This is a genomic window from Paraburkholderia tropica (assembly GCF_014171495.1).
GTDB lineage: Bacteria > Pseudomonadota > Gammaproteobacteria > Burkholderiales > Burkholderiaceae > Paraburkholderia > Paraburkholderia tropica.
Genome location: NZ_CP049136.1, coordinates 1335578 through 1351553 on the forward strand (window position 1 = coordinate 1335578; position 15976 = coordinate 1351553).

Annotated in this window: 15 protein-coding genes; 7 read left to right on the forward strand and 8 right to left on the reverse strand. The window is 64.5% G+C overall.

What is annotated here, in order from left to right; genetic code table 11:
- Positions 1-73 precede the first annotated feature (73 nt).
- From G5S35_RS29515 to G5S35_RS29525, 3 genes are all read left to right on the forward strand, one after another.
- The gene (locus G5S35_RS29515; RefSeq protein ID WP_074983447.1) at positions 74-1303 is read left to right on the forward strand and encodes an MFS transporter; all 1230 of its coding nucleotides are present in this window, start codon (positions 74-76) and stop codon (positions 1301-1303) included.
- A 17-nt stretch (positions 1304-1320) separates the two neighbouring features.
- The gene (locus tag G5S35_RS29520; RefSeq protein WP_183039658.1) at positions 1321-2127 is read left to right on the forward strand and encodes an SDR family NAD(P)-dependent oxidoreductase; all 807 of its coding nucleotides are present in this window, start codon (positions 1321-1323) and stop codon (positions 2125-2127) included.
- 109 nt (positions 2128-2236) lie between these two features.
- Positions 2237-3718, forward strand: a complete 1482-nt coding sequence (locus G5S35_RS29525; protein ID WP_183039659.1) for a carbohydrate porin — start codon at positions 2237-2239, stop codon at positions 3716-3718.
- A gap of 252 nt (positions 3719-3970) precedes the next feature.
- Here the strand turns inward: G5S35_RS29525 and G5S35_RS29530 are convergent, their stop codons facing one another.
- The 3 genes from G5S35_RS29530 to G5S35_RS29540 all read right to left on the reverse strand — a co-directional run bounded on the left by G5S35_RS29530 (position 3971) and on the right by G5S35_RS29540 (position 5642).
- The gene (locus G5S35_RS29530; RefSeq protein WP_074983452.1) at positions 3971-4435 is read right to left on the reverse strand and encodes a pyridoxamine 5'-phosphate oxidase family protein; all 465 of its coding nucleotides are present in this window, start codon (positions 4433-4435) and stop codon (positions 3971-3973) included.
- Between the two features lie 69 nt (positions 4436-4504).
- Positions 4505-4921, reverse strand: a complete 417-nt coding sequence (locus tag G5S35_RS29535; protein WP_065061568.1) for a GFA family protein — start codon at positions 4919-4921, stop codon at positions 4505-4507.
- Positions 4922-4988: 67 nt separating this feature from the next.
- On the reverse strand, positions 4989-5642 hold the full coding sequence (locus tag G5S35_RS29540) for a glutathione S-transferase (protein WP_237181585.1): 654 nt from the start codon (positions 5640-5642) through the stop codon (positions 4989-4991).
- A gap of 144 nt (positions 5643-5786) precedes the next feature.
- Between G5S35_RS29540 and G5S35_RS29545 the strand changes: the two genes are divergently transcribed.
- The gene (locus G5S35_RS29545; protein ID WP_183040042.1) at positions 5787-6362 is read left to right on the forward strand and encodes a TetR/AcrR family transcriptional regulator; all 576 of its coding nucleotides are present in this window, start codon (positions 5787-5789) and stop codon (positions 6360-6362) included.
- 20 nt (positions 6363-6382) lie between these two features.
- On the opposite strand, the gene soxR is transcribed toward G5S35_RS29545, so the two are convergent.
- Positions 6383-6868, reverse strand: a complete 486-nt coding sequence (gene soxR / locus G5S35_RS29550; RefSeq protein WP_110327484.1) for a redox-sensitive transcriptional activator SoxR — start codon at positions 6866-6868, stop codon at positions 6383-6385.
- Positions 6869-6953: 85 nt separating this feature from the next.
- On the opposite strand from soxR, the gene G5S35_RS29555 reads away from it, so the two are divergent.
- Positions 6954-7958 (forward strand): questin oxidase family protein, encoded by a 1005-nt coding sequence (locus G5S35_RS29555; RefSeq protein WP_183039661.1) that lies wholly within the window; start codon positions 6954-6956, stop codon positions 7956-7958.
- 23 nt (positions 7959-7981) lie between these two features.
- Here G5S35_RS29555 and cyoE read toward each other — a convergent pair whose 3' ends face one another.
- Positions 7982-8875, reverse strand: coding sequence for a heme o synthase (gene cyoE, locus G5S35_RS29560; RefSeq protein WP_074983458.1), 894 nt, complete (start codon positions 8873-8875; stop codon positions 7982-7984).
- Positions 8876-9204: 329 nt separating this feature from the next.
- Between cyoE and G5S35_RS29565 the strand changes: the two genes are divergently transcribed.
- A complete protein-coding gene (locus G5S35_RS29565; RefSeq protein ID WP_183039662.1) occupies positions 9205-10596 on the forward strand; it encodes a hypothetical protein in 1392 nt (463 codons plus the stop codon).
- A gap of 11 nt (positions 10597-10607) precedes the next feature.
- Entirely contained in the window at positions 10608-13514 is a 2907-nt protein-coding gene (locus tag G5S35_RS29570) for a tetratricopeptide repeat protein (protein WP_237181587.1), read from the forward strand.
- Positions 13515-13523: 9 nt separating this feature from the next.
- Here the strand turns inward: G5S35_RS29570 and G5S35_RS29575 are convergent, their stop codons facing one another.
- The 3 genes from G5S35_RS29575 to G5S35_RS29585 all read right to left on the reverse strand — a co-directional run bounded on the left by G5S35_RS29575 (position 13524) and on the right by G5S35_RS29585 (position 15933).
- Positions 13524-13862 carry a DMT family transporter gene (locus tag G5S35_RS29575; RefSeq protein WP_110327481.1) on the reverse strand — a complete coding sequence of 113 codons (339 nt, stop codon included), beginning with the start codon at positions 13860-13862 and terminating at the stop codon, positions 13524-13526.
- A gap of 190 nt (positions 13863-14052) precedes the next feature.
- Positions 14053-14844 carry an MHYT domain-containing protein gene (locus G5S35_RS29580; protein WP_183039664.1) on the reverse strand — a complete coding sequence of 264 codons (792 nt, stop codon included), beginning with the start codon at positions 14842-14844 and terminating at the stop codon, positions 14053-14055.
- A 315-nt stretch (positions 14845-15159) separates the two neighbouring features.
- Positions 15160-15933 (reverse strand): AraC family transcriptional regulator, encoded by a 774-nt coding sequence (locus G5S35_RS29585; RefSeq protein ID WP_183039665.1) that lies wholly within the window; start codon positions 15931-15933, stop codon positions 15160-15162.
- Positions 15934-15976 lie beyond the last annotated feature (43 nt).

Here is a 15976-nt window from a genome sequence, read left to right on the forward strand (position 1 = left end):
GTTCTGCCGGACGCGCCATGCGCGCACGGCTCGACATCGCGGACTCTATTCAAAGAGAAACGGAGACGACCCCATGCATGTGCAAACTCCAGGCCGCGACGGCGCGCCGGTGCGCCGCGAAGCCCACTTCCTTCATGCGCTGATTCTGCTGAGCACGGTGATTTGCGGCACGCTTGCGCCGACCGTGATTGGCCCCGTGCTGCCCGCGATGCAGCAGCATTTCGCCAACGTGCCCGGCATCGAAACGCTGGTGCCGGTGGTGGTGACCATGCCGATGTTCGTGCTCGGCGCGCTGGCGATGGTGATCGGCGCGGTCAGCGACAAGATCGGCCGCAAGCGCGTGCTGGTCGGCGCGCTGGTGCTCTACGCGATCGCGGGCACCGCGCCGCTGTATCTCGACTCGATCCAGGCGATTCTCGCGAGCCGCGCGCTGGTCGGCCTGGCCGAAGCGGCGGCGATGACCGTGAGCACGTCGTTTATCGGCGACTATTTTACGGGCGCGAAGCGCGACCGCTACGCGGCGTTGCAGGTCACGGTGGCCTCGACTTCGGCGTTCGTCTTCAATCTGATGGGCGGCGTGCTGGGCGCGTATGGCTGGCGTGCGCCGTTCGTCGCGTACGCACTGCCGTTGCTGCTCGCGCCGCTCGTGCAGATTTTTATCTGGGACACGCAGGGCGGCCGCGATCTGCGCGAAGCCCACGCGCATGCCGCCGACGAGACCACGTTCCGTCCGTGGCTGCTCGCGCTGATCTGTCTCGCGGCCTTTGGCGTGGGCATGGTGTTCATGGTCGTGCCGGTGCATCTGTCGTTCATGCTCGTGCAACTCGGCGTGCATTCGACGGGCGCCATCGGTTTTGCGTATGCGATGAACAGCGTTGGCATCATCGCGGGCACGCTCGGCTTCGGCTGGTTTATCGCGAGTCGTTTTTCGGTGCTGCAGCAGTTCGTGCTCGGCACGATCGTCTGCGGGCTCGGCTTCGTCTGCATGGGCACGGCGCACGACCAAACCGTGCTCACGCTGGGCGGCGCGATCAACGGCGTGGGTTGCGGCATCGTGCTGCCCGCGCTGGTGAGCTGGGGTCTGCGCTCGCTGCCGTTCTCGCGGCGCGGCTTCGGGACCGGCGCGTTCACGGCGGCGCAGTTCATCGGCTATTTTTGCAGCCCGATCGTCGTGATGGCGATGGTCATGCACTCGGGTTCGCGCTTCGCCGTCGTGCAGTCGTGGGGGCTCGCGCTGTTCGTGCTCGCTGCGGTGTGCGTGGGCGGCTCGCTGCTGCGCGTGCGTCGTCTGAAGCTCGGTTGAGCGATCCGGAGACGCGCATGACTACCGCTTTCAAACCGGCGCTGCCGATTCAGCGCGGCGAGCGCCTGCGTGGCAAGACCGCGCTGGTGACGGGGATCGGCAACGGCATCGGCAAGGGTTGCGCGATGCTGTTCGCGGCGCAAGGCGCGCGCGTGGTGGGCTGCGATATCGACGCCGACGCCGCGCAATGCACCGTGAACGAAGCGCGCGAACACGGCTGGACGATCGACAGCCTGCATCCCTGCGATCTGACCGCGCCGCGCGAGGCGGGGCGGCTCGTGGAGTTCGCCGTCGAGCGTCATGGCGGCGTCGATGTGCTCGTCAATGCGGCGGCGTTCGGCGCGTTCGCGTGGATCGGCGAAATGGACTACGAAACGCAGTGGCGCAAGACGCTCACGGGCGAACTCGATATCGTGTTTCTGCTGTGCCAGGCCGCGTGGCCCGCGCTGATCGCGCGCGGTGGCGGATCGGTCATTAACTTCGCTTCGGCGAACGCTTCGCATGCGCTCGAAGGGTCGCCCGCGCTCGCGCACTGCGCGGGCAAGGGCGGCGTGCTGGCCATGACGCGGCAGCTCGCGATGGAAGGCGCGCCGCATGGCATCCGCGCCAATACGGTTTCACCCGCGCTCGTCGAAACCGAGGCCACGCGCCGTCACATGCAGGCACAGCCCGAACTGATGGCGCGCGTGCTCGGCAAGCTGATGGCCCGCCGCGTGGGGCAGCCCGAGGACATCGCATGGTGCGCGTTGTTCCTCGCGTCGGACGAATCCGCCTGGGTGACCGGCGCGGAATTTCCCGTCGACGGCGGCGCGACCGCCTGGTAGTGGTCAGGCGGCGATCAGCCTTTTCTAGAAGTTCTCATTGAATCCGGAACGCGCCCGTCACGAGGCGCGACGGAACGCGTTTTGCCACAAAAATCTGGAGACGATAATAATGACGATTCATCGGTTTGGAATCCTGATTAAACGAGAAATCAACGCATGGCGTCTTTCGTCGATGTCGCTCGCGATAGCGGCGATGCTGGCGAGCGGCGCGGTCTTCGCGCAGACGGCACCGACCACGTCAACCGGCCCAGACAGTGCCGACGACGCAGCCCCTTCGGCCAATGCATCGAAGTCAGCGAAACAAGCGACGCCAGCGAAGCCCGCACTGACGCTCGCTGCCAGCGACGGCACGGTCAAACAGGCGTCCACGGATCGGCCGTCGGTGCAGCAGGGCATTCCGTCGACCAATCAACTCGGCGTTTCGCACATCGGCGACGCGGCGCCCGCGCCGGCGTCGAGCCCGCGTCAGGGACCGCTCGCCGGCATCGGCCAGAAGCTCAACGACTGGGGCTTCACGCCCACGCTCAATCTCGTGCAGATGTATCTCACGAACCCGAGCGTCGGCCAGCAAACGGGCAATCACGAAGCGCTGACTTTCATCTCGGTGGGCGGCGATTTCGACATGGAGAAGATCGCGGGCTTTCCAGGCGCGACGATCCACTTTCAGCAGCTCTTCGTGCCGTTCACGAACAATCTCGCGTGGGGCACCCAGGTGGGCGACGTGCTCGCGGGGCAGCCCGGCCCGTACGTGCCGCAGGTTTCGCATCTGGGCATCTTCACGTGGGAGCAGAAGGCGTTTCACGACAAGCTCGATGTGGAGTTCGGCAAGACCAATGCGGGCGCGTATTTCGGCGCGCCGGTGTGCAATCAGGGCTTCGGTTGCCAGAGCGCGATCCTGCAGAACAGCGCGGGGATGAATCCGCCTGTCTACGTGAACTGGGGCGGCCGCGCGCGCTACAACATCACGCCCGCGTGGTCGGTGCAGGCGGGGCTGTTCCGCTCGAATCCCGCGTATCCGTTCACGAACGGCTGGGAATGGACCAACAGCGTGCCCGACAGCAACGTGTGGCTCGCGAGCACTGCCTATCGCACGACATATCAGAGCGATCCCTATCCCAAGAGCTATGAGCTGATGCTCTACTACAACACGCGCACGCAGACGGACCCGCTCACGGAGGAAACGCACAAGGGCACCTCGGGCATGTACTTCGGCGGGCGTCAGGTGGTGTGGCGCGCCGATGGTGGCCTCGCGGGCGCACCGGACCCGACGGCCGTCTCGCTGTTCGCGACGGCCACCGGCAGCTTCGATTCGCGGTCGAGCTACGGCATCGCGATGACCGGCAGTGCGGGCGTGATTGTGGAGGCGCCGCTGCGTAGCCGTCCGCACGACAGCTTCTCGCTTTCGCTGAACTGGGCGACGCTGACGCCGCACGAGCAGGAATATCTGAAACAGGAGAATCTCGCTGCGGGCGGCACGGGCTATACGGTCGGACGCACGCAGTACGGCCTCAAGCTCGACGCCAATATCGCCGTCACGCGCAGCATCATTCTGAGCCCCTATGTCATGCGGACGTGGAACACGAGCACGTAGGGCAATCCGGCCTACGCGGCGACGCCGAAGAACGGTTTCGTGGCGGGCATCGTCGCGGCCGTTTTCTTCGACAAGATGCTCGGCCTGACCGATCACTGATCATTCATCGCGGAGCGGTCTAAGTATCTGAGTATCGACGTATCGATGTATCGGCGGACAGCGGTGCGTGGTGGCGCGCCGGTTGTCCGCCCTGATTCTGCAATCTGCAGTCTGAATGGAATCGCAGAAGCGCCGCGCGTCTTGATCGGCTGTTCAGTCCGTATCCGGTCGCACGCCGTAGCTTTTCATGGCCGACTCGACTTGTCGCGCTTCGGACGTCTCGGGATAAAGCCGATAACTCGGCGCAATAATCGGCTCGACGCAATCAATCTCGATGGCGAAAAGCGAGCGGAAAGGAAAACGCGGTCCGGCGAGTTGCGTCAATGGCAACGCGAGCGTGGCGAATGCCTCATCGCTCTCGTGCAGCAGTCGGGCTTGCCCTTTTAGCTTGAATCCCTTTTGAACAAACGGATCGACAAAGCTCACGCAGACGTTCGGGTTGTGCGCGATGTTTTCCGCGCTGCCCGGCGATGCGAGATTGGCCATCAACACAACATTCGGCCCGTGCGCGCAGAATATTTCCTTGGGCGAGACATTCGGCGCGCCGTTGGCATCGGCGGTCGCCAGCCAGCAGAGCACGCTTTTTTTCATGGAAGCCAGAACCGCGTCGTTCAACATCGTCGACTCCTGTGGGGTGGAAATCGCATTGTCGGCGATACGGGTGGCGACGTCGACGGTTCGGCTGCGTTAGCGCCCGGACGGCCGTTCAGGCTGCCACTCGGGATAACGCGGGATAGCTTCGCCGTCGACCAGCCACGGCGCGTCGTGCGAGGTCCAGATATGCATGGCCGGTTTGTGGCCGGGGTCCTCGTCGAGCGTGGGCACGCGCAGGATCACATGCGGTTGCAGCGGCCGCTCGGCAATGAGATGTGTGCCGCAAGCCGAACAGAAATGGCGAAACTTGCCTGCGGACGATTCGAAACTGCGCAGCAGTGCTTCACCGGCGGTCCAGCGAAAATGATCGCGCGCGACGCGCGCCGTCGTGGCGAACGCGGCAGCGTGCGCCTTGCGGCAAGTCCGGCAATGACAATGTCCGATGGGCGAGTCGAGTGAATCGATTTCGTATTTCACCGATCCGCACAGACAGCTACCTGAAAATGGCATGAAGGCTCCACGTTGGGCGATTGAGTCATCAATCTTTGAATTGTACGTGGAGCGTAGCCGTCCTCGCTCAGTTGTACGCCGGCTGCTTGCTGACACTCGGCCGTTCGCGCATCCTTGCATACCACGCTCGCAGCGCTTCGCACTCGTCGGGTACCGGCAACTTGACGATCGACGCGAAAACCAGACCGCCGATCACTGTGATATCGGCCATCGAAAACGTATCGCCCGCGATAAACGGCTGCGTGGTCAGCACGTCATTGAAATAACGCATGCCTCTCAGTGCTTTGTCGCGCTGACGAAATCCCCATTCGGCGTTTTGATAGTGCTCGACGTCGGGCCCGAGTCCGGGCGTGGCGTGATGGAAATACACGCTGATGGCGTCGAGCAATTCCAGTTCGGCGCGCTTGCTCATCATGTGAATCAGGCCTTTCTCGCGCGCGGTTCTGCCGGTCAGGATGGGTGCTTCGCCTAGCGTATCGAGATATTCGGTGATGGCCGTGCATTCGGCGATGCAGGTGCCGTCTTCGAGTTCGAGAACCGGCAGCGTGCCCGAATAGTTCTTCGCGCGGATGAATTCGGGCCGCTTGTGTTCGCCCGTGTAGAGATCGACCATCACAAATCTTACCTGCGAATCGAGTCCTGTCTCGGCCAGCGCGATACGAACGCGCGTGGGGTACGGACCTTTGGGGAAATCGTAGATCGTCATGGTGCTCGCCGTCATGCTTGCCTCTCGCTGAGTGGGGATAAGGACGCCATCGCTCGTTCTGAAACGATCGCTCTAAAATCTACCTAACGTTTGTTAGGTTTACGATAGAGAGTACAATGCGGCTTGTCAACGGGCATTTCGGATTGCGGAGGCAGGGTGGTGAAGATCGATTCAGGCGCGAATTCGCGGGAGCGCATCCTGGCGGCGGCGACGCAGATTGCACAGGCGCACGGCTACGGCGGGCTGAATTTTCGCGATCTCGCCGAGGCGGTCGGCATTCGGGCCGCGAGTATCTACCATCATTTCGAAAACAAGGCTGATCTCGGCGCGGCGGTCGCGCGGCGCTATTGGGAGGATTGCGCGGCGTCGCTGGAGGCGTCGCTGGCCAGCGCTGCCGAGCCGATCGATTGCCTGCGCCGTTATCCGGACACCTTCCGCAAGGCGCTGAAGAACGACAATCGCATCTGCCTGTGCAGTTTCATGGCCGCCGAATCCGACGATCTGCCGGCAGTGGTGATGCAGGAGGTCAAGACCTTCGCGGACGTGAACGTGGCATGGCTCGGCAAGGTGCTCACCGCTGCACGCGTGGTCAGTCCCGCCGAGAGCGAGGCGCGCGCCCGCGCCATTTTTGCGGCCATCGCCGGGGCGCAATTGATTGCCCGCAGTCGCGGCGATATTGCCGTGTACGACGACCTGATCGCGAGTTATCGCGCCGCGGGTTTATTGCCTGGGTAATTGCCCGTGTAATAGCGCTTTTATTTTTTCTTCGCGTCGATCTCTTCGGCCAGCACGGCGCGCGACGTATCGCCCATCAGATAGCGCGCGCCGCTGCCGCGACGACGCGCGACGTCGTCCGGATTGTAGAGCGAGCACGATTTCAGCGAGAGGCAACCGCAGCCCACGCAGGACGCCAGCTGATCGCGCAAGGCGATGAGCCCGTCGATGCGTTCCTGAATGAGGGGCTGCCACGCACGCGAGAGACGCGTCCAGTCCGCTTTCGTGGGCGTGCGCTGATTGGGCAGCGCGTCGAGCGCCGACCGGATGTCCGCGAGATTCAGGCCAACGGCCTGCGCCGCGCGGATAAAACCCACCCGACGCAGCATGTCCCGTCGATACAGTCGGTGCCCGCCGCCCGTGCGCGTGCTGCTGATCAGCCCTTGATCTTCATAGAAGCGGATCGCGCTGGCCGCTACGCCGGCGCGCTTCGCCAGTTCGCCAATCGTAAGCGTTGTTTCGGTCATGCGTTTTTCGCGCGGAGTTTCTTGACTTCAAGTGTACTTGAACTTTGACAATGCCATTTCCCTTCACGGTTCGAGAGACGTCCCCATGCGCAGCGATTCTGTCCGCAGCACCTTGAACGCATTGCTCGACGCCAATGCGCGCTTCGATCTCGGCGCGAAAGGCACGACCAATCATTGTCCGATGGCGCTCGTTGCGCTCGCGGAAATGGGCGCGTCGTCGGCGCGGCTCAGCGCGTTTTTCGACAGGTGGGCATCCACGTATGCATTGAGCGCGCCGCTGGTGGTGACGCGTATCGATCGGCGGGAATGGAAAACGCATCTGGGAACGCGCGCGGCATTCGGCGCATTGCGCCTGTGTTTTCTCGACTGGATCGCCGATACGGGTCCTGCGTCGGTTATCGCGAGTGTATTAAGCGAAGTGCGTTTCGCGCCTGCAACGCAGGCTTTTCATTCGATCATCCGGCTCGCGTATGGGATCGAAGCCGGGCATGCCGGCGAAATCGCATCGGGACTGGCGTCGTTGATTGCGTCGCATCTGCCGATCGATATTCGCGCCGACTCGAAACGTCGCGAGGCGGCAAGTATCGGCGAAGGATTCGATCAGGTCGGCGAGGCCTTTCGCGGCGTGTCGTTTGCGCAGAACACGATTACCTCGCGCGTGCTGGCAGTTGCCGACGATCCGCGGTTTGCGTCGGCGGTTCTCGCGTTGCCGCTGCGCGCAGGCGTGCTCGATGAGATCGCGCGCGCGACTATCGACGCCTATTGGCGCAGGCCGGATTTCACGCTGCTGCACACGGTCACGGTAACGCGTGCGGCGCGCATCGTCTTTGCGTTGCTGGACGCACGCCTCGTCGAGCAATTGATGCCGGACTTCTGGATCGCGCTCTGCGCCGCTTACGCAACGGTTGGCGAACGCGCGCAAACGGACACGCGCGTCGTGGATCCTCATATCGAATGGCGCGACGTCTGCAAAAAAGCAATCGCATCCGACGACGATCACGTGATCAAAATGAGCTACACGTGTTGGTGCGAAGACCGGCGCGATCCCTCGCCGCTTTATCTCGCCTCGGCGGCGAGGCTGGTGTCGTAGCGCAGCGCGATGCGCCGCCTTCCTCACGTAATCAGTCGATGATCGATTAACAGCACCGCGAACAGAAGCGTCAGATAAATAATCGAATAACGAAACATCGATTTCGCAAGCGCGTCCGAATAATGTCGATAAAGCCGGACGGCATACATGAGAAACGCCGCGCTCAAAATGATCGCGCAAATCAGATAGAGACTGCCGCTCATGCCGGTCAGCCAGGGCATGACCGCGACGGCGCACAGCAGGATCGAATAGAGCAGGATTTGCAGCTGCGTGAAGCGGATGCCGTGCGTGACCGGCAGCATCGGCAGACCGGATTTCCGATAATCTTCGCGGCGATACAGCGCGAGCGCCCAGAAGTGGGGCGGCGTCCAGACGAACACGATCAGCACGAGCAGCCAGGCGTCGGCGGGCAGCGTATTGGTGACGGCCGCCCAGCCGAGCGCGGGCGGCATCGCGCCCGACAAGCCGCCGATCACAATGTTTTGCGGCGTCGCGGGCTTGAGGATCGCGGTGTAGATCAGCGCATAGCCGATGAACGTCGCGATCGTGAGCCACATCGTGAACACATTGGTGCAGGTCGCCAGCAGGAACGCGCCCGCTGCGCCGAGCGTGAGCGAAAACACCGCGATTTCGGCGGGCGCGATCGCGCCTTGCGCGGAGGCGCGATGACGCGTGCGATTCATGCGTGCGTCGATCTTCAGTTCGAGCAGGCAGTTGAACGCGAACGCCGCGCCCGCGAGCAGCCAGATGCCCAGCGTGCCGCCCACGAGCACGCGCCACGGCACCGATCCCGGCGTCGACAGAAACATGCCGATGACGGCGGAGAAAACGGCGAGGTTGGCGATGCGGGGCTTCGTGAGTGCGAGGAACTGCGAAAAGCGGGTCGGAGGGCGTTGGGCGATTGATTCAGATTGCATAGGCGTGGTGTCGACTTCGGCGCGGGTTCGCTTCGAGTTGCGGGTTCGGGACGCGCGGGCGGTCAGGGTCAGGAGGGTTCGGCGACGGCATCGCGATCAATCCTGAAATAGTAAGGAAGGCCGTCTCAAAAGTCTGCCGATGTGCTTTACGCTTGATATTCATCATGCTCAGGCATTGTTGTGGCCGAAAAAGATGAGCAGTTTTGTCGCAGTCGAAGAAAGCCGCACGAAACGCTCAAGTCCCGTCACTCTCCTGCCGATATGCCGTTTGGCCGCCTGCGCGTCGCAGGCCGCTCCCGTTTTATTTCCGCAGCGCACATTCGAACAACATGAAGCTAAAGACCAGACTTTCCGGGGCGATGTTGATTTTCACGGCGTTCAGCGCCCACGCGCTGGACATGCGCAGTGCGCAACCCGCCGCGCCGATATCGGCATCGGAAACGCAGGCCACGCCGACGATTGCCCAGGCCGCCCTGGCCCAGGAGCGTCTGCGCCAGATGCTCGTCAAGAACGGATTCGATCCGGACTCGCCGAAGGGCCAGTCGATGATGAAGTTCTTCGCGCGGCTCGCCACCGACGAAGCTTTCCGCGTCAAGTTCACCCAGTTCACGAAAGCGGGCGACCCGTTCGGCGGCCAGTTGTCGCCCGACGACCGCGTGCGCGTGCTGCGCCTGTTGAGTCACCTGGCGCAGGGTCCGAAGAACGACTGCGCCGTGTTGCAGGCCGACGGGAAGAACTTCATCGTGCTGGCGAACGCGCTCTCCCCGCAGGGTCTCCAGGATCTGCTCGACGCCTTCGAAATCATTGTCGCCGACGACGAGGGCACATCGAGCGACGAACACTACACGCTCGCGGAACTGCTCGACGCCGAAGCCGAAGTCGAATCGGTCCTCGACGCCAAATTGACAGTGCAGCCCGATGTGAAGGAACAGGCCGCCATTTGCCAGGTGATGGGCAGCGGCCTCGACGCAATCAACGACTTGCCTGGCGCATCGCGTGAGCGCGCGACCTACGCGATCTTCCATATGCTGGGCAGCAAGACGTCGCCGCGCGCGAGCGTGCAGGCAGATCCCTTCGCCTATCTCGACGACATGTTCGACGAGCGGCGCATGCCCGACGCCCTGCGCGGCAAACTGCCCGCGAACGGCAGCCATCCGATGCCGTACTCGCGCCTCGTGATCGACGGCGAATGGCGGCATCAGTCGGTGCCCAACCAGCCGTCGCCGTTCACGGACACATACGTGAACCGCCGCAACAACGGCGTCGTGGCCGAAGTGGTGACACCGGTCGTCACGAGCGGTTCGCCGGGCTGGTCGCACTTCTACCTGAGCTACGGCGTTCAGGATCTGCTGACGCAAAACGTCGGCACGCGCGTACTCACGCGCCTCGGCACGCTCAAGGACGGCGCGGCCATCGATGCCGCGAGCCGGCCGATGCTCGAAGGGCGCACGCTGGAGATGCCCGTGCCGCTGCCGTCGGAGGACGGCGAGACCGCGCGCTCCTGCCAGGTCGGCAAGACGGTGCCCGCCTCGACGATCTTCAGGACGTTCGAAGGCGATGCCGTCGATCTGCACTGCCAGTACGTGACGAAGAAGGGGAAGACGACGCGCTACGATGCCGCGCTGCTGATGAGCTACGGCATTCAGTTGTGGAAGTCGTACGACAGCGAAGACGGCCACACCGACGTGGTCATCCGGAACGTGACGATCCAGCAACCATGAAGGCGCGACGATTGAGACGTAAAGCGGCGCGCCGGGAAGCGGGTGCGTTGGGGCTGACTGCGCTTTTTGCCGCGGTCGCCGCATTGGCCACGTTCGCCGGTCAGCCCGGCACGGCGGCGGCGTTGCCCGCGCCGCCGCGCGCGGCGTCGGCGGCGTGGCTGGCGGGCAGCGGTTTTCCGGCGCTCGATGCCGTGCGGGTGGTCGACGATCCCACCACGCCTTGCGTGCTGATGCTCGACTATCGCGCCTGGGCGGCGTCGCTGTTCGACAAGCCGAAGGACGAGCGCGCGCGCTGCATGCTCGAGGCGGCGAACGGCAATCTGTCCGCGCGGGCGATCTACGGCCAGATGGTGGCCTACGGTTACGGCGGACCGCGCGAGACCGATCGCGGTCTCGCGATGCTCGAATCGGCGGCGCTCGACGGCTCGGTGCTCGCGCGCCGCATGCTCGGCAATCTTTATCGCGACGGCAGCGTGGTGCCCGCGGATCTGCCAGGCGCGCGCCGCTGGTTCGAATCCGCCGCTGCGCGGGGCGATGCGATTTCAGCCGACGTGCTCGGCGCGATGAGCGCGAACGGCGAAGGCCAGCCCGTCGACAACGAAAAAGCGTATCGCTACTTCGTGCAGGCCGCGGAAGCAGGCTCGGCGAACGGCGCGGCCAACGCGGCGCAATTCGCCGCCATCGGGCGCGGCGTGCCGCGCGATCCCGAACTCGCGGCTTCGTGGATGATCCGCGGCGCAACCGGCGGCGATCCGCTCGCGCAACTGCTGCTCGGCCTCGCGCTGCTGCAGGGCAACGGCGTGCCGCGTAACCCCGAAAACGGCGTGGGATGGCTGCGCGAAGCCGTGCGTCAAGGCAACGTCGGCGCCGAGGCGGTGCTGGGCGATGCGTATCTGAGCGGCGTCGGCGTGCCGCGCGATGCGCGCCGCGGCTTCGAACTGATGGCGCGCGCGGCGGCTAGCGGCTCGGTCTACGCGCAGCGCCGCATGGGCAATCTTTACGCGGCCGGAACGGGCGTCACGAAGAATCTCGCGCAGGCGCGCGCGTGGTATCGCAAGGCCGCGCTCGAAGGCGATGCCGCCGCGCGCTTCGCCCTGTCGAATCTCTATCGCACGGGCGGCGGTGGTCCCGTCGATCTGGACGCGGCCAACGGCTGGATGCGCGGCGCGGCCGAGGCGGGGCTGGCGACGGCGCAGAACGACCTCGGCGTGATGTTGCGCGAAGGCTGGGGCACGCACAAAGACCCGGCCGAAGCGCGCGTCTGGTTCGAGAAAGCGCGCGCGCAAGGGCTGGGCGTGGCGTCGCTGAATCTCGCGATCTATGCCGCGCGCGGCGTGGGCGAGCCGGTCGATTTCGCGAAGGCGTACCGGCTCGCGAGCGAGGGCGCGGAGCGCGGCAACGCGGATGCGGCGGTCTCGGCGGCCGCGCTGGCATGGATCGGGCGAGGCACGCCCGTCGACAAGGCGCGCGCGATGGCCTGGTATCGCGAGGCGGCGGATCAGGGCAACGTCGAGGCCGCGCGCTGGATCGGCAATCAATATCTCGCGGGCGCCGCGGTGCCGCGCGACGAGGCGCTCGGCCTGCACTATCTCGTGCTCGCGGCGGACGCGGGCGATGCGGCGGCCAGCGTCTCGCTGGGCGCTTATCTGGCGCAGCATCGGCAGACCGCGTCGGGCAAGACGGGCGTCGAATGGCTCGAAGCCGCCGCGAAGCGCCGCGTGCCCGCCGCCTACGGCGCGCTGGGCTACACGTACGCCTACGCAAACGGCGGCGCGGTCAAGCCGGACCCGGCCGCCGCGCTGAACTGGTTCTCGCAGGGCGCGCGGCTCGGCGATCCGGCTTCGCTGGCCGGGCTTTGCAGTCTGTACGCGTACGGCGGTGACGGCGTGGACCGCCGCCCCGATTTTGCGGCGCGCTGGTGTCAGGACGCGTCGCGCGGCGGCAATGCGTTCGCGATGAAAATTCTCGCCGATGCGGACAACCGCATCGCCAGCGACACCAACCGCGCGTACTGGCAGTGGAAACTCGCGGCACAGGGCGATCCGAAATATCAGTCGATGCTCGGCGACAGCTACGATCTCGGCGATGGCGTCGCGCCCGATCTCTCGGCGGCGACGTACTGGTTCCGGCACGCGGCGGAGCAGGGCAATGCATCGGCGCAAGGCTCGCTGGCGTGGCATCTGCTGACGGGACTCGGCGGCCGTGCGGATGCCTACGAGGCGTTCGCGTGGGCGTCGAAAGCCGCGCCCGCGGATGCGGAAGCCAAGCGGATGCTGGGCGTCGATTACGCGTACGGACGCGGCGTCGATCGCGATCCGGCAGCCGCCCGCGTCTGGCTCGAAAAGTCGATGGCCGCGGGCGACGACTGGGCGGCCAGCGACCTCGCGACCTGGTACGAAATCGGGCCGCGCGCGCTGCGTGATCCGGCGCGTGCGCGGCAACTGCATCAGCGCGGCGCGCGTGGCGGCGCGGAGCAATCGCAGATCGCGCTCGCCTTGCAGGCGCTCGCGGCGGGCAACGAAACGCGCCTCGGCAACGACGAGCGGCGCTGGCTGGTGCCGGCGGACGCGGCCGCGAGTCTCTGGCGCGAGGACGGTCTTGCGCCCGCCGGTGTGCGGCGTCAGCGCTGGGATGGCTTGTCGAGTCTGAACGAGGCGCTGCTCGGCAATCCGCTGATGCAGTACGACATCGGCATGCGCTTTCTGACCGGCAATGGCGTCCCGCGCGATCGCGCGCTCGGCGCGGCGTGGATCGCTCGCGCGCGAACGGGCTTCGAGGCGCGTGACGGCGTCCCGGCGTACGCCGCTGCCATCCGCATCGTGGAGGCGCGACTGTCCGAACGCATGGGCGATGACGAGAAGCAACGCGCTCGCGAGATCGCCGCGAATCTGAATGCGACGGTAAGCGAGCTGCCTTGAGGTGACGGCCTACGCGCCGCCGCTGCTGAAGTTCAGCAAGACGATGCCCGAAATCGCCGTCACGAGCCCGATGGCTTTGACGGCGCTCACCGATTCGCCAAACCACAGCATGCCGATGACCGCCGTGAGGGCCGCGCTGCTGCCGGCCCACGCTGCGTAAGCCATGCCCATTTCGATGCTTTTCGTCGCGACCGCCATCAGATAGATGGCCACGGCATAGCACGCGATGGTCAATATCGACGGAAAAAGGCGGCTGAAACCGGCGGATAAATTGAGTGCTACGGTGCCGAGCGCTTCAGCGGCGACACTTGCAGCAAGAATGAGCCAGGCGGCTTGAGTGGAGGGCATGCACGTACCTCGCCAACTCCACGTTTATACCGAACGTTAGAGCAAGCGGAGAGGACGGTACCCCAAGACGAAAAAATACTCGCAAAACAGCGCCCCGTTGTCAACGTCATCAACGGGATTCGATGGCGATGGGGCGCTCAGGCAAGCATGCTTTGCTTTCCGAATCTTTCCGCCGATTCCGGCGACACGATTAGCGCGCCGGATTGCGTCGATTCACATGGTTGTCGAGAATTGCATCGGCCATGGCGCGCGACTTCGCGCTATTGCGTGCGTCGAGCATGGCAATCACGATGGACGCCCCGAAAATCAGCAGGCTGAATGTCACGACGATGCCCGCGAGCCAGGGCACCGGCATATTGCGCAGATCGGCGACCGAGTAACTGCCCGCTTCGAATTGCGCGGCGGCCATGCCGCAGTAATGCATGCCGCACACCGCGACGCCCATCACGATTGCCGAGCCGATCTGCCGGACGCGGCGCATCGTATGGCGGCGGCGCAGGTCGAAAGCCAGCAGCAACGCCGCACCGCTCGCGATGATGGCGATGATCACCGACGCGATCACGAGGCCGATGCTGTAGTGAATGGCCGGGCAGATATCCATCGCCCACATGCCGAGATAGTGCATGCCCGCCACGCCGAGCCCCATGGCAACGGCGGCGCCCGAGAGCAGCGGCCAGCTCAGTTCGTAACGGCACAGCGGCAGAAAACCGATTGCGGACGCGACGATGGCAATCGCCAGCGAAGCAACGGTAATGGGAACGTTGTAGCCGACGGAGATCGGCAGATGGAACGCCAGCATGGCGATGAAATGCATCGACCAGATGCCGAGCCCCATGATGCATCCGCCGAATGCGATCCACGGAAGAAGCGGGCGTTTGCCGATGACATCGAGGCGATCGGAAATATCCAATGCCGTGAATGAGGCAAAGATCGCGAGCAGGCAGGAGAGCACGACAAGCGAGGGATCGTAGTAGCCGGTCATTTTCGTTCAACTCGTGTGAACTGCATGTGGCGAGACTTGGCGTGGACGCGGTTACCACTTCCCCGTGCGTCCATTTCCTTTTAAAAATTGCGTCGAGTATACATAGAAACGTTTGCGCGCAATAGCGAGGCAGAACCCGAATAAACCCGAAAAGGACGCCTAAGAAATGTGGAATGACCCTTGAATGGCGGCTGTAAAAAAATACTCGAATAGCGGCATTCGAATAACGATGCGAATTGCATTTAAATGGCTTTAAAACACGTATGAAAAGGCAAGGGCGCGGCATTTGTTTGCACGCAAGGCAAACTGCTCTGCCTACTTTCGCCGCAGATACTCGCTAGGCGGCATGCCCAGCACCTTGCGAAACATCGCCGCGAACGCGCTCGGACTGTCGTAACCATGCTCGAGCGCGAGTTCGAGTATCGACACTCCGGCGGACAACCTCGGCAAACTGAGCAGCAGGCGCGCGTGCCGCCACCACGCGCCGGGCGTCATGCCGGTTTCGCGCTTGAACGCGCGGGCGAGCGTGCGCTCGGTCATATGCGCCGCGCGCGCCCAGGATTCGAGCGTGACCGGATCGGCGGGCGCGCGGATCAGTTGCGTGCACAGCGCGCTCAACGCGGGATGGCGCGGCATCGGCACATGCAGCGCGAGCGGTGCGGCGATTTCCACTTCGTCGAGGATCAGCGCCAGCACGCGGCCCGCGCGATGGTTGAGGTCGTAGTCGGCGGGCAGGCCGTGCGCGGTCACGATCAACTCGCGCAGCAACGCACTCGCCCCGATCACGCGGCAATCGCGCGGCAGGCTCGGCCGCACTTCGTGAGCGACGAACAGCGAGTGCATGCGCACGTCGCCGGCCATTTCGATTTCGTGGCGCGTGCCGCCCGGCACCCAGACCGCGCGTCCTGGCGGCACGACCCAACTGCCGGCCTCGGCGCGCACGATCATCACGCCGTCGATGGCGAGGATCAGTTGCGCCTGCGCGTGCGTGTGCGCCGGAAACGCAAGGCCCGCGGGCGAATCGGTGGCGATCACGCCGATCTGGCGCGCTTTGTCCTGCGCGTCGAGCGCCTCGAAGAAGCCGTTCATGTGTCAATTTCCCGACGATGAATGCACATTACGCGCGCGATTG

What these genes read in the sequence shown, in the direction of transcription:
- G5S35_RS29515 (WP_074983447.1), top strand. Translation starts at nt 74, where the DNA reads ATGCATGTGCAAACTCCAGGCCGCGACGGCGCGCCGGTGCGCCGCGAA.
- G5S35_RS29520 (WP_183039658.1), top strand. Translation starts at nt 1,321, where the DNA reads ATGACTACCGCTTTCAAACCGGCGCTGCCGATTCAGCGCGGCGAGCGC.
- G5S35_RS29525 (WP_183039659.1), top strand. Translation starts at nt 2,237, where the DNA reads ATGACGATTCATCGGTTTGGAATCCTGATTAAACGAGAAATCAACGCA.
- G5S35_RS29530 (WP_074983452.1), bottom strand. Translation starts at nt 4,435, where the DNA reads ATGTTGAACGACGCGGTTCTGGCTTCCATGAAAAAAAGCGTGCTCTGC.
- G5S35_RS29535 (WP_065061568.1), bottom strand. Translation starts at nt 4,921, where the DNA reads ATGCCATTTTCAGGTAGCTGTCTGTGCGGATCGGTGAAATACGAAATC.
- G5S35_RS29540 (WP_237181585.1), bottom strand. Translation starts at nt 5,642, where the DNA reads ATGACGGCGAGCACCATGACGATCTACGATTTCCCCAAAGGTCCGTAC.
- soxR (WP_110327484.1), bottom strand. Translation starts at nt 6,868, where the DNA reads ATGACCGAAACAACGCTTACGATTGGCGAACTGGCGAAGCGCGCCGGC.
- G5S35_RS29555 (WP_183039661.1), top strand. Translation starts at nt 6,954, where the DNA reads ATGCGCAGCGATTCTGTCCGCAGCACCTTGAACGCATTGCTCGACGCC.
- cyoE (WP_074983458.1), bottom strand. Translation starts at nt 8,875, where the DNA reads ATGCAATCTGAATCAATCGCCCAACGCCCTCCGACCCGCTTTTCGCAG.
- G5S35_RS29565 (WP_183039662.1), top strand. Translation starts at nt 9,205, where the DNA reads ATGAAGCTAAAGACCAGACTTTCCGGGGCGATGTTGATTTTCACGGCG.
- G5S35_RS29575 (WP_110327481.1), bottom strand. Translation starts at nt 13,862, where the DNA reads ATGCCCTCCACTCAAGCCGCCTGGCTCATTCTTGCTGCAAGTGTCGCC.
- G5S35_RS29580 (WP_183039664.1), bottom strand. Translation starts at nt 14,844, where the DNA reads ATGACCGGCTACTACGATCCCTCGCTTGTCGTGCTCTCCTGCCTGCTC.
- G5S35_RS29585 (WP_183039665.1), bottom strand. Translation starts at nt 15,933, where the DNA reads ATGAACGGCTTCTTCGAGGCGCTCGACGCGCAGGACAAAGCGCGCCAG.